The sequence below is a fragment of the Bacillus sp. J41TS8 genome (assembly GCF_018333035.1).
GTDB lineage: Bacteria > Bacillota > Bacilli > Bacillales > Bacillaceae > Bacillus > Bacillus paralicheniformis.
Genome location: NZ_BORF01000015.1, coordinates 1 through 14,373 on the forward strand (window position 1 = coordinate 1; position 14,373 = coordinate 14,373).

Consider the following 14,373-nt stretch of genomic DNA (forward strand, 5'->3'; position numbering starts at 1 on the left):
GCAGGTTACCCACGTGTTACTCACCCGTCCGCCGCTAACATCAGGGAGCAAGCTCCCATCTGTCCGCTCGACTTGCATGTATTAGGCACGCCGCCAGCGTTCGTCCTGAGCCAGGATCAAACTCTCCGATAAAGTAGTTTGACTGACTACGCACATCGCTGTGCGATTTATAAAAAATGAATTAACAGGTACGTTTTGTCTTGTTTAGTTTTCAAAGATCATTCTAAAATTGGAGCGGGTGATGAGAATCGAACTCACGACATCAGCTTGGAAGGCTGAGGTTTTACCACTAAACTACACCCGCATTGCGAATATATGGCGCGCCCGAGAGGAGTCGAACCCCTAACCTTTTGATCCGTAGTCAAACGCTCTATCCAATTGAGCTACGGGCGCTTCATCAGGCGACTTAACTATAATACTATGAATATCACTTAAAGTCAAGAAGTTTTTTTGAAGTTTTTCTACCGAAAGGATGAAGCTTTTTTGTTTCGACTTTATCCATTATACACATTTTAAGGTTTTTGTACACCCTTTAAATGATGAATATTATATCGGCATTTCGAAGTTGTAACTTCGTTGTCTTAGCGACGAATAATAATATATCATGCCTTCAATTCATCCGTCAACACTTTTTTCGTTTTTTTATACTTCTAAAAAAATTATGCTTACAGCCATTCATAATAGATGACGTTTTACCTGCCCTTTTCATCTTATGTGATGTTTTATTGAATGTTCCCTGCTTCATCAAGTTATATACGGAACCGAAGCTGTAAATCGTTAACTTCGACATCACTCTTGCACGATCATTTAATGAAGCTTTTATTTTACGAACGGCTTTTAAGATATCCTAAAGGCGCCTCCAATAGCCTGCTTTTCCGCACCGTATACAAAAATACAGGCAGAAATCTTGTTATAGGAAGATTTCCGCCTGCAAACTTCAAATCCTTCATCTATATTCTCCACCGATGGGACTCGACCTGTATGTCCCTCAACAAAATTGTCATCCGCTGATTTTAGCGCTCGCGTCGCTTGGTGCTTTTTCCGATTTGTAGTTGCGGAAATTATGCTCAAGCTGTTCAAGTGTGAGACCTTTTGTTTCAGGAAGGAATTTTTTCACGAATGCAATGGAAAGAAGTCCAAGTCCGACAAAAATGTAGAATGTCGATGACAGTCCAATCGCATCAAGCAATATCGGGAATGAAAATCCGACAAAGAAATTGACGATCCACAAACAAAACACGGTGACGCCCATCCCTAGACCGCGAACGCGAAGCGGGAATATTTCAGAAAGCATGAGCCATGTTACAGGAGAAATAGCGCCTTGCTGGAATGCAAGAAAGGTTACAGTCAGCGTAAGTACGACATACGGAAGAGCAGCTGAACCTTGAAGGGCGTTTGAGAAGATGCCGATTAGCAGCAAAGCTGATGTCGTCCCTATTAAACCGGTCAACAGCATCGGTCTGCGCCCTACCTTCCCTAAAAGCCAAATCCCCACGAATGTTGCCAAAACTGAAATGACACCGTTTGCAATATTTCCGATAAGTGCAGCTTTTGTTTCAAATCCGGCATTTTTGAGTATTTCTGTACCGTAATACATGATAGAGTTTACGCCGGTAATCTGCTGAACGACAGCGATCCCGATTCCGAGAAATACGATTCGGCGCACCCATGGAACAGCCAGATCCTTATAATTCGCTTTTTTCATTTCAGATTCTTTCATGACCGCAGCTTCGATTTCAGCAACTTCCGAATGCGCCCTTTTTTCCTCGCGGATTCTTTTCAGAACGCCCAGCGCCGCATCATTTTTCCCTTTAGAGACAAGCCAGCGCGGACTTTCGGGCATTCTCAGCATACCAAAGAACAAGAATACAGCCGGTACTGCGGCAATCGCCAGCATGTAACGCCAAACATGGGAACTATCCCCCATTGTGGTTCCGAGGATGGCATTGAAAGTAAATGCCAAGAGCTGTCCGGAGACAATCATTAATTCATTTTGAGTAACCATTCGTCCCCTTTTCTCTGAAGGAGACATTTCAGCCAAGTAAGTCGGTACCGTAACAGATGCTCCCCCTACAGCAACTCCAAGCAGGAAGCGAGAGATGACCATAATCGTCACATCAGGCGCAAGCGTACATCCGAGCGTCGAGAAAAAGAAAAGCACAGCTAGAAAAATGATGTTTTTGCGGCGCCCGATATAATCGGAGAGCCTTCCGCCGAATACCGCCCCCAACGCCGCTCCCAAGAGAAGCGAACTTGCGACCAGCCCTTCTGTAAATGAAGTCAGGTTCAGCTGATCTCCTTCAGACATATAAGGCAAGGCTCCGTTGATCACTCCGGTGTCATATCCGAATAGAAGTCCGCCGAACGTCGAGACTAAAATAATAGTACGCAAAAATGATTTCTGATTTCCCTGTTCATTCATATTGATTTCCCCCGCCTTTGTTTTAAAAAAATGATTTATTTCCAAAGGTTTTCGAAAACATCCTTAATAGGAGCTCATTTCTTTTCCTAAAAGACTCATTTCTAACTTTCGAAAGTCTCGCCAGCCACCCCCCTTAACAGAAAATTGAAAATTTTATTTTAATGGAAGCCGGAGCTTCCGCACAACCAATTACCTACCACGGCATATTTTGGTATCGCTTTCATTTGTATGCCGTTTAAATGCATTGTTAGATTATAGTTATGTTTTTGTTACATCTTTGTTAGGTCTGATATTATCATAATTTTAAAAGCGCTTTCAGTCAACATAAATTTCAGAAAATTTATCTTTTTTTATTTTATAAAGCGCTGTATTATAGGAATCCTATCCAACTCACATGATTTCATTTCTTTTTATTATTATTTATCAGTATTTTTTCACTCTTGTCATTTCATAGTGATCTTTTTGTCACTTTTTTGTGATGTGTGGAATTTTAGTCCCAATAAAAAAATACCAAGGGGCTTCCCCTCAGTATTTTTTCCTGCCTGCAGCGGACATTTCAATTATCTGTGAACAGCAACATGAATCAGCTTTCCTTTAACCACATGGCGCCCTTCGGTTCTCACGGCTTTGTCACATGTCATCAGCGTAATTTCTTTTTGTTTCGTCTCTTGAATCACATCTGTGTCCGTTTCAGAAATGAATTGTTTGGATGTCACAGTGTATATATAGTCTTTTTTAAAGTCTGTGATTTTAACGGTGTCCCCTTTTTTAATGTTGATAAGAGGACCGAATAAGAGGTTCTCCCGCTTCATATGATGTCCGGCCAGCGGGTAGTTGCCCTCGCCCATTTTCTGATCGGGACGCATTGTTGTCGCTCCGTAAAGAAGATTTTGATTGGTTGTGCCTTTCAATATCGGCAGCTTGATATTGACGCTGCTTATGGTGATCCGGCCGATGACCGCTTTCGATTCACGATCGAGACCGGCTTTTACTGTTTCCATAAAAGAAGGCGGCTGAATCGCTTCAAAATCAAATGACGCCTTTTGCGCATTGTTTTGTTCCGCCTGTTCAGCAGTCAATTCAAAACTTTTATTCTTGCTGAGATTGATGATGATGCTTTCTTTCATAAAAGGAGACAAGACGAAGAGTATACCTGATATGACAAGTACGGCAACGATCATTTTTTTATACATGTCTCACAGTCCTTTCTAACCTTAATGTCAAATGAACGAATGCCGTTTTTCAAAAAAGCACCTGACCGGTTTCATGATCAGGTGCATAAATGATTCGTTTACGCCTTTCTTTGTTTCTTTCTTGTGAAGAAAGCGAAGACTCCTCCAGACAAAATCAGCAGGATGCCGATCATGATCGGCATGATGTTGTCTGTGTCACCGGTTTTCGGAAGCGCATCACCTTTAGGATCTCCGTTCGAATTTCGGTCCGGTGTGCCTTTGTTATCTGTTTTAGGGTCTCCTGGGTTGCGATCTGGTGTACCATTGTCAACAGCCGGCGTTTTCAGCTTTTCATTGGACGCTGTGATCTCGACCGGTTTTGTCTGTCCTTTTTTAATTTCAAAAGGAATCGGCGTTTCATCCAGCTTATAACCGTCAGGCGCCTTCGTTTCGACAAATTGATAGCGCCCAGGTGCCAATCCTTCCGCAATAAATTGACCGTTTTGATCTGTCATCCAGACTGCCGGCAGCTTTTTCCCGTTGCCTGCGGCTTTAACGGGCTTTCCATCGGCATTGAGCAGCTTGAATTCTGCTCCTTTCAACACAGCTTTTTTATCGTTGCGGTCCACTTTCGTCAGTTTCGCATCGCCCGGTGTCAATTGATTCTCTGCAGTCATTTCAATTGGCTTTGTATCAGTATTTTTGACTGTGAACGATATTGGCGTCTTATCCAATTGATAATGCTTAGGCGCTTTTGTTTCGACAAATTGGTAGTTACCGGGCTTAAGACCGTACACTGTGATCCGGCCGTCTGCGTCTGTTGCCAAACCGGTTTTCAGCACCTTGCCGGTTTCATCTGTCAAATCGAACTGCGCTCCCTGAAGTCCGGCGCTCTTGTCATCCTGGCCGACTTTTGTGAGCACAACGCTGTTTTTCTTGTTGAGAGCCGTCAGTTTAACCTGTTTCGGCTCACCTTCGTGTTTCCCGGTAATGGAAAATGGGATCGGATCTGTTGACAGCAGGTAACCGTCAGGCGCATGTTTTTCAACAAATTGATAGCTTCCCGGCGCCAAATCGCCAGCCTCGATTTTGCCGCCTTCTTTAGAGATCAAATCGTCTTTGACCGTTTTGCCTTCGCTGTCAATGATTTTAAACACGGCTCCTTCTAATCCATTGCCGTCTTCATCTTCTTTCTGCAAATAAACCGAACCTTTGTAGTTGATGGCTTTACCCGCATCTACATGGGCAGGTTTTCCTTCAGCGGCATCCGGGATGACAAACTCTATTTTCCCGCTGTTCAATACAAATCCATCAGGCGCTTTCGTTTCTACGAAAGCATAGCGCCCAGGCGCCAGGCCTGAAGCCGTAACAGTTCCATTTCGATCTGAGACCAGTTCCTCCTGTACGGTATTCCCGTTTTGATCTGCGATCTTAAAAACGGCTCCTTCAAGCTTGTGGCCTTCCGCATCTTCTTTTGTTAAATGAACCGAGCCTTTATAATTAACAGCGGCGCCTGCATCAACCGGCTCCGGTTTCCCTTCAGCTGAGCCCGGGATGGTGAATTCTATTTGATCGTTGTTTAACATAAAGCCCTCGGGCGCCTTCGTTTCCACGAAAGCATAGCGCCCAGGCGCCAGGCCTGAAACTGCGATTTTTCCGTCTTCATCGGAAGTGAGCTTTTCATGAACGGTTTTGCCTTCATGATCAACGATCTTAAACTCAGCGCCCTTCAGCGTACGGCCTTCCGCATCCTCTTTTGTCAAATAAACCGAACCTTTATAGTTGACGGCTTTGCCTGCGTCCACGGATTCCGGTTTTTCTTTTGCCGATTCAGATATGGTAAACTCGATTGCCTTGCTGTTTATCACATAGCCCTCGGGGGCTTTGGTTTCAACAAAGGCATAGCGGCCAGGCGCAAGATCAGATACTGCGATTTTCCCGTCTTGATCTGAGGTGAGCTTTTCATGAACGATTTTGCCTTCATGATCAATGAGCTTGAATTCAGCCCCCTCTAATTGACGGCCTTCTGCATCTTCTTTCGTTAAATGTGCTCTGCCTTTATAGTTGATCAATGTTCCTAAATCAACGTCAGGTACTTGATTCTTATCATTCGTTTTGACGGAGAAGCTGATTTCTTTTGTATTTAAGAGATATCCTTCTGGAGCTTTCGTTTCCAGCAAACGATAATTGCCGGGCGGTAAACCGTTGATTTCTACTTTTCCGTTTTCATTGCTCTTAATACTCGTACGTATTGTTGTAAAGGTGCCATCGCCGGATTTTTTCTCCAGCTTGAACACGGCTCCTTCCAAAGGATTCTTTTGTTCGTCTTGTTTGATAAGCGTCACCTTATTCTTTTCATTCACGACTTTGTAAAGCGCTCCGGCACTGGAAGAGCTGCTGTTAATCTCAACGGAGACCCCGTCTGCATAAGCCTCGCTGATCGTATATCCGTCAGGCGGCTTGATTTCTTTTAAAATGTAAGTCCCGTAGCGGATATTACCGAATGTCAGCTTGCCGTCGTCGTCAGTCGTTCCTGTCCGCAGAAGCCGCTCATTATCTTTTGTCCGCAATTGAAAATCTGCTCCAGAAAGCGGTGTGCCGCCTTCCCCCGTTTTAAGGATTGTCAAGCTGCCTCTTTCACCTGAGCCTGAACCGCCGCCGCTTGAAACGGCAACAAAGACCGAGCTGTTGTTTTCCTGGGTTTGTTCCTGAACATTCGTTCCCGAAATCGACACTTTGTTGTGAACATGACCGCTCGTGCCGGCAATATTGATTAATGATTGGTATTGAATCACATAGGCGCGGTCGATTTTTTTGTAATCACCTGTAAATTTCAGGACAAATGATTGTTCACCGGTTGCATTGTCGGTCTTGATGTCCAGTGTATAGTCTTCGCCTTTTTGAAGCTGAACATCATCCGGGACAAGATTTCCTCCGCTGTCTTTGACTGCACCTTTTTCATCGTATTTAGCTTGATAAACTTTAAAAGAATCTTCAGCTAAAATTTGGTTGGTATCCGGAGTATCGGTGACTTTTACATCCTCCAATACCGACTGGCTCGCATTGACATTAATACTCCAATCGACATAACCTCCGTTTTGTTTGCCTCCTTTGAAAACGAGGCTTCCTCCGTCGGCGACCGAAACGGATGCCGTCAACTCACGCTCTGAGTATCCGGCATTATAATACGTCGCCTTGTTGGTGTAAGGGTCACGCTTAATGACCTGCCCTTTAAGCGAAGTTTTAAATACAATAAGATACGGGACGGAATCGTCCGTTTTCAAATGGACAGTCAGCGTTTGTTTATTGTCAGCCGACGGCTCCTCCACATCATATTGTGAAGCGGGCAGGATGTCTCCTTCTGTGATGGAACCGTCTTTATTGACTGCATAGCTCTTGACGACCACTGAACCTTTAACAAATTGCTGGTCATCTGCTAAAGCATCTTTAATATAAGGATTCTTTGACGGCTCACCATTATAGTTGATCCCGATTTTCCACGTGATTTCTTTTGAAACCGCGTTATATGAGCCGTTTTTGAAACCGTTGTGGGATGTCTGGCGATTCGGTGTAAAACTGCTCGTTTCCTTATTTTTGCGTTCAGTGCTGCTGTGATCTGTCCAGGTTGATTCAGCCGTGTTTTTGACATTTTCGTTTGAAAAGTCGGCATTCATATTCGTCGTATAAGTGATCTTAAATTGGCTGTTTGTTGTTGCATAATCTCCGATGAGTTCCAGAAGAAAACCTTCATGATCCGGTTTTATTGTCAATGTATAGTCTTTGCCTTCTTGAAGCGTTTTGTTATTCGTCACATCCTGAAGACGGAATGATCCGTCGAGGAGCGCGAGCCCGCCGCTTTCGAAATTATCATCCAACTTCCAATTGTTCATCGTGTAGTTGTTTTTGTTGATTGCGATCGTCCAATCGACCGTTTTATTCTTGTAATCAATGTTTGAATAGCCTTTTATCAAATTCTGTTGAATGGCTGTACCTGAAGCTTTCTTTGATTCCCCTGTTCCAGTCACTGCGGTGTTCTATACGTTGTCGATTTATCGATGATCACTCCGCTGTTGACCTCGGTTTGATATGTGATTTTGTAAGCTCCGGTAACATTTTGGTTAAATTTGATTTCAAACCCGCTTCCATTATCGGAGAGCGTATAGTCTTTGCCTTCCGTTAGAGGCGTTCCCGCCTGTTCACTTCCGTTCTGATTGAAGGTAATCGGAATCACCTTCAAGGAATCTGAAACAAGCTGCAAATCAGCGGAACCAAACGAGTCTGTTATACTCGCCTTGGATTCGTCAATCTTCTTCTCACCATAGTTATATAAAATCGTCCAGCTGAAAGTCTGTGAATCGCTTTTATAACCTGTCGACGATTTTTCGATCATTTTCCCGTATTTGGCTGTGACAGAGGCCTCTGCAGAAGCCGGTTCCAGATTGTCTCCGCCGAATGTCGCCTCGTTCGTAAATGCAGCATTTCCGCCTTCGTCCGGCTTTGCGGAGTCATCGATGTCCGTCACATAGATCAGGCGATAAGCCGAATCTATCTCACCATCAAATGTGACATTCCCATTTGCGTCTACAGTGTAGCCTGAAAGAACTTCATCTCCCTGGCTGACTGAACCATCTATGTTGACATCGAGTTGATAAACTTTGACAGAACGATAGATCAGCCCCTCCGGAAAGTTCTCGGTCAACTTGGCATTTTTGACTTGATCCAATTTTTTGTTGAGGTCGACTGTCCATGTGACTTGCCCCGGATTGATGCCTTTATCAAAAGTTCCTGATTTATCGATGGTTTTGCTTACGTTTGGTTTAAAATAAACCGTTACCTCCGGAGTGTCTGATTTCACCGGGAAGGGAATCTTTTGAGTCGTCGATCCTTTTATTTTTTGCGCGTTGAACTGCGTATTGACAAATAACGTCCCTTTGACCTTCGAATCTGTTTTCACTTCACCATTAAACGTCATCACAACATGGCCTTTTGTATCAATTGAAAAATAGCCGTACGTGATACCGCCTGAGCTTAATGGCTGATTCGTAATATCGTTGTACATAATGAAAGCTTCAGGCAGATCAAATTCATAGCGATCGCCGTCATTTATCGTCTTTCCGAGCTCATCCGGGATGTCCCAAGTGATTGAAATTTTTGCCGGAGAATTCGTGTCGGCCCGGTTGCTTTTGTCATAAGGCTTTCCGTGTTCATCTGTCAGCGTCACGCCGGTTAAAATATTTTGGGTGATTTGATTACCTCCGGACGCAAGGCTCCCGGCTGCCGCTAGTCTTGAAGATGCTGGCGGTTTTGAATCGCTGCTCTCAGTGTCAGCAGCTTTTGTCTTCGTTTCCTCTTCGTCCTGCTCCCCTGAAGATTTTGATTGATCGTCCGCTGCTGCCTGATCATCCTCAGATGACGGAGAATCGTTTTTCGCCGTTTCCGATTCGGAGCCTGTATTTACAGGGATGACTGCTTGCTGCGTCTTACCTGCTCCGAGTTGAAAGAGAGCGGTGACCGTTTTTGTACCGCTTTTCACAGCAGCGGCAAACTTTGCTTCCAGAGTGATGGACCCTTTTGCCTCTGCAGTGCTGTTCAAGGTTACGGTCAAAATGTTGCTGTCCGCTTTCACCTCATAGCTTCCGATGATCTGCTGATCTGCCGATTTCACATCTCCCTTGGCATCCTGAGCGAATTCGAAGCTTTTAGGCACCTCTACAGTGAAGCTTTTTTCGGTGCCGGCTTCTTCATCGTTTTTTAACGCCCACTCGTATGTGAGTGTCACTTTGTCACCCGGTTTTAATGCCGGGTCGTCTCCCTTTGACCCGTCAACCGTTTGATCTTCGCTGTTTTTGATTGTCACTGAATCAAAAAACACGCTGTTCCCTGTTGATGTGCCGGCAGCCACTGCCGTCAGCGTAAAGCCGACAACTTGACTGAAGATCAAATACAATGCCAGGCAAGTGATCAAAAATGATTTCAGCCCTCTTTTTTTGCTGAGGCTGAACGAATATTTTTTCGATCTCAAATTGTGATTCCTCCCCTTTTATCATGTTTTTGTGTACGGATCGATTGAGCCTGGAAAATGAATCCCTGAAAATACTTTTCTATTTGAAGAATGACAGGCTTTTAAATTCGCTGCTGTATGTTTAGCGGCGGTAATCAAGATATCGCGGCTATGAATTTTGCTTTATGTCAGCTGAGATCATCCGAACCAAACTACATTGTATGAGATGGAACTATACAATTTCTGAACATCGGCATGTAAGCTGAAAATGGCATAAAAAAAAGACCGGCTGATCCGGTCCTCGTGTTTACATTTCATTCATTTTGTCCTTGATGAGTTTGTAGCGCTCATACTCCTTGATCGCTTCTTCTACATTCCCGGTTTTATTAAACAGCTGCATCTTGTATTGGATGATTTTATGATCGTACGGTTCGAATTTCTCGACCTGCAGACATATATCAAGCGCCCGGCGGTAGTCTTTTTCACGAATAAGGAAATCGACCAGTTCATAAGCTTTTCCAAGCCATATCCGGGCAAGCCGTGTCTTTTCGGGTTCGGCCCACAAATAACCGTGTTCCATAAAGTAATGGTTTTCGTATGCAAGCAGCAATTCCATGTGCCGGTTGATCGTCGCCATATGAATTGGAGGAGCCTCTTTCAGCGACTTTTCCCATTCGTCAGCATCCACTTTCACACTGGAAATCCGGAGGACATATCCTGTGTCAGTCTTCTCGATGGATTGGCTGAAAGGAAGCCTTTCGATTAACTTTCTGATTTGATAAATCGCCGTATACAGCTGGGTGCTCGCTTTAGAGACATCATGGTCAGGCCAGAACAGGTCGATCAACACGTCTTTGCTGATCACATGGCCGTGATGATGAAGCAAATATGCGTAAATTTCGCGTGCTTTGGACGTTCTCCACTTTACGGGTATATATGTTTTGACATCCTTCTCCGTTTTGTAAAATTGCAAACTCCCAAAACATTGAATGAAATAGTCTCCTCCGCCGTTTTCCGCGGAAGCCTTCAGCAAGCTGTTTTCTCTGATCCGTTCAACCGTCTTCACGAGCCGGACGTAATCGACGGGTTTAAGCAAATAATCCATCGCATTTAATTCAAATGCTTTTATGGCAAAATCGTTATAGGCCGTGATAAAAACAACCTGAATGTTTTCATTCATCGATTGAATCGCTTCAGCGAGCTCAATCCCGTTGATCCCCGGCATTTCAATGTCAAGAAACACCGTGTCTATATCCTGAATATCCGGATACTCCATAACATCAGCCGGATCTTGAAACATTTCAATGGATCGAAAACAATTTGTTCGTTCAAGCATATTTTTTAAATGAAGCAATGCCAATTCCTCATCATCCACAATTAACGCTTTCACGACACCCACCCCAATTTCATCGAGTCATCTGGAAATTATTATAATGATTATATCATGTCAATGGCCCTACTTAGTTGGATTCATTTTCTTATTCTTGTCGTTTATTAACATTTAAGAGTACAATATTCATATGGATTCGACAACACTGCAGCAGGCTGAATGAGGAGTGCTGATATTGAAAAAGCTATTTGTTTTCCTTTCGATTATTCTTGGCTATGCCGGCTTCTTTTTTATTTTCTTATTCATTAACAATCAACTGTCCGATCAGAATTACCCTGAAGCAAAGCAAGGAATCATCAATCTGGAAACATGGGATTTTCAGAAAGATGGGAACATCGCGCTCACCGGGGAATGGACACTCTATCGAAACCAGCTTCTCTCGCCAAAGGCGATCCATTCAGGCATTGGAAAAGCCCCCATTTATTCCGCTGTGCCTAACAATGTCAAACTTACCGATTCAGGGGAAAACGTGGATTACGGTACATACAGACTGATGATCCGGTCAAAGCAGGACAATGAGATGTTCGGAATCAGCACCTCTTTTATTAACAGCGCAAACCGAATTTATTTCAACGGCAAATTGATCGGGCAGAGCGGAACTCCTTCAAGTAAAGCGAATTTCAGGGCTCAAAACAGGCCTTATACGAGTTTTTTCGACATTCACCGCGGGGACAACGAGCTGATTGTACAATTTTCGAACTTCAAAAAAACACCTTCATGGGGAATAGAAAAACCGATTACCTTCGGAACGCAGCAGCACATTTTACACCAAAGCAAAATTTCTTCCTTTAATGAAACCAGCATGATCACGGCATTCTTCATTACCGGTTTATACTTTCTCGGCTTTTTCCTGCATCGAAAAAAGGATAAGCACTTATTCTTTTTTTCCACGATGTGTCTTCTTTTTTCAGTCATTGTGCTTTTAATCGGACGAGAACGAATGATCTTTCTTTTCTTTCCGTCTGTTTCATTCTCGGCTTTAAGCGTAATGAGGGCAACCACAATGGTGCTTGTCAGTATAGCGGTTTTTCTCTATCTCTATTTCGCTTACAGAGAAATCGTTTCAAAAAAATGGATAATCGCCGCGACTGCATTTTCTGCACTGGTTTTGTTGATTGATTTTATATCATGGGGTTTTACAGACCGTCTCGCATATATATTGCATTCCGTTCTTGCCGTCACGACTTTGATTTATATTACGTATGTGTTTGCGATTGCTGCCCTTCGGAAAATGAAAGGCAGTCTTTATCTTACGATTGCAGCGATTTCAATGAGCGCATTCGTCATTTTAACGACCGTTTCTGCTTACAGCGGCAAAAGAGGCTTTTCGTTCAATTCGCTCTATGCCGTGCCGTCAATCATCGCTTTGCTGGCGGCTGTTCTGATGATGGCGCAGCAATTCGCAGGCGCATTCCGCGAGAATGAAGTCCTATCCTTGAAATTGCTCAGAATGAATCGATTAAAAGACGAATTTATCGCCAAAACATCGCATGAATTTAAAACGCCGCTGAACAGCATGATTAATATATGTCAGACCCTTTTGGCAAGGAAAAGCAAAAGGACGGTAGAGGAAGAAAAAGAAAATCTGCAGCTGGTCATCCGCATGGGATACAGGCTCTCCAGCCTGGTGAATGACATTCTCGATTTGGAAAAAATGAAGCAGGGCATGCTGCAGATTCAAGCCGTTCCTGTCGATACCCATTCAGCGATCAGTACGGAAATGGGCTTCTATCGGCTATTGTCAAAAAATAAACAGGTCCAGATTGTAAACCTGGTTCCATCCGGACTGCCGCTCGTCTTAGCTGACGAAAACCGCTTCCGGCAAATCATGACCAACCTGGTAGATAACGCAATCAAGTATACGCCGGAGGGACAAATTACGCTCTCTGCCGAGAGGATCAACCAAGAGAAGGTCAAAATCACTGTAGCAGATACAGGAGTCGGCATACCAAAGGCCGTCCGTCAATCGATATTCGAATCTTTTCAACAAGCAAAAAACCATAAAGATGACGGAGCCGGGCTCGGTTTAAGCATCGTCAGACAACTCGTTCAGCTTCAAAATGGGGAGATCTGGGTAGAATCGGAAGAAGGGAAAGGATCGGCATTTCATTTCACACTGCCTGTCGCAAAGCATGACTCGCTTCCTGACGATAAGGAGAACATGCCTCAACAGCACGCCGTCAGGAGTTTGCCCGATGTTTCAATAAGCACGCCGTATTATTCAAAGAAAATGGATGCTCCAACTGTTCTGATCGTCGATGATAACATTGAAAGCTTAAAAATTTTGGCCGATATGCTTGAAGGCGTTCCTTATCAAGTCATCGCAGCAAAAAGCGGCAAAGAGGCTCTCGAAGTCGCCTCCCGATCAAAGCTTGACTTGGTGATTTTGGATCTGATGATGCCCGATATGACAGGGTTTGAAGTCTCTATGAAAATCCGTGAAAGATTCACAATGGTGGAACTTCCGGTTCTCATTATTACGGCAGCCATCATCGATCATGATAAATACAAGGCTTTTCACGCCGGGGCAAATGACATTTTGCAAAAACCGTACAACTACACTGAATTTGCAGCCCGCGTTAAAAACCTGATCATGATGAAAGATACGGCAGCCCAAGCGACCAATATGGAGATGGCATTCCTCCAGTCGCAGATCAAGCCGCACTTTCTTTTCAACGTATTAAATACAATTATCGCGCTCAGTCATTTGGATATTGAAAAAGCGCGCGAAGTAACGGCTGATTTTACAAACTACTTAAGAATGAGTTTTGATTTTCAAAATACATCAGGGATGAGTTCTTTCAAACATGAACTGTCGATTGTGAATTCGTATCTTTCTATTGAAAAAACGCGCTTCGGCGATCGGCTGGACGTCATTTACGATATTGACGAAGACATTGACTTTGCCCTTCCGCCATTAATGATTCAGCCTCTTGTCGAAAATGCCGTCCACCACGGGATCAGCAAAAAAAGAGGCGGAGGCTGGATCAAGCTGACGGCAAAAAAAGAAAGCGAAAACCGCTATTATATCAAGATAGAGGACAATGGAATCGGCATGCCGCCGGAAAAACAACACGATATCTTTTCCTCTCATTTCACTCATAGCGTCGGTATGAAAAATATCAACCGAAGACTGAAGCACTTCTGCGGGAGCGAACTGAATATCGAGAGTGCGCCGGATGACGGAACCGCTGTCTCAATGGTCATTTCTATCAACGAATCGGCGGACGTCTCAGTATAGGTTTTAACCTGAAGACAGAACGGCCTCCTCAGCTTGCCGGCAAAGTCGGCAAGCTTTTTTACGCAGTAAATCAGGTGTGTGCTTCCTCCCCTCTGTACAATTTGACCCTGTCCTTTGTAAGAACACGGCCTCTTTTTCTATACGATT

4 protein-coding genes, 2 tRNA genes, 1 rRNA gene and 2 pseudogenes are annotated in these 14,373 nt (G+C 44.0%); 2 read left to right on the forward strand and 7 right to left on the reverse strand.

Annotated features, from left to right (window positions below; translation table 11 throughout):
• The 7 genes and pseudogenes from KI350_RS18030 to KI350_RS18060 form a co-directional block, all read right to left on the reverse strand.
• A 16S ribosomal RNA gene (locus tag KI350_RS18030) occupies positions 1-132 on the reverse strand; the annotation flags it as partial.
• A 98-nt stretch (positions 133-230) separates the two neighbouring features.
• Positions 231-304 (reverse strand) — tRNA-Gly (locus tag KI350_RS18035).
• 12 nt (positions 305-316) lie between these two features.
• Positions 317-393, reverse strand: a tRNA-Arg gene (locus KI350_RS18040).
• A gap of 607 nt (positions 394-1,000) precedes the next feature.
• Positions 1,001-2,422, reverse strand: a complete 1,422-nt coding sequence (locus tag KI350_RS18045; RefSeq protein ID WP_212930566.1) for a sugar porter family MFS transporter — start codon at positions 2,420-2,422, stop codon at positions 1,001-1,003.
• Positions 2,423-2,982: 560 nt separating this feature from the next.
• Positions 2,983-3,615 carry a class A sortase gene (locus KI350_RS18050; RefSeq protein WP_065643205.1) on the reverse strand — a complete coding sequence of 211 codons (633 nt, stop codon included), beginning with the start codon at positions 3,613-3,615 and terminating at the stop codon, positions 2,983-2,985.
• Positions 3,616-3,713: 98 nt separating this feature from the next.
• Positions 3,714-9,616: pseudogene (locus KI350_RS18055) on the reverse strand (SpaA isopeptide-forming pilin-related protein).
• A gap of 286 nt (positions 9,617-9,902) precedes the next feature.
• Positions 9,903-10,985, reverse strand: coding sequence for a response regulator (locus KI350_RS18060; RefSeq protein ID WP_212930567.1), 1,083 nt, complete (start codon positions 10,983-10,985; stop codon positions 9,903-9,905).
• An 802-nt stretch (positions 10,986-11,787) separates the two neighbouring features.
• On the opposite strand from KI350_RS18060, the pseudogene KI350_RS23100 reads away from it, so the two are divergent.
• Together KI350_RS23100 and KI350_RS23105 are read left to right on the forward strand one after the other, a co-directional pair.
• Positions 11,788-13,053 (forward strand): annotated as a pseudogene (locus KI350_RS23100) (sensor histidine kinase); the annotation flags it as partial.
• A gap of 162 nt (positions 13,054-13,215) precedes the next feature.
• Positions 13,216-14,226, forward strand: a complete 1,011-nt coding sequence (locus KI350_RS23105) for a response regulator (protein ID WP_224067391.1) — start codon at positions 13,216-13,218, stop codon at positions 14,224-14,226.
• Positions 14,227-14,373 lie beyond the last annotated feature (147 nt).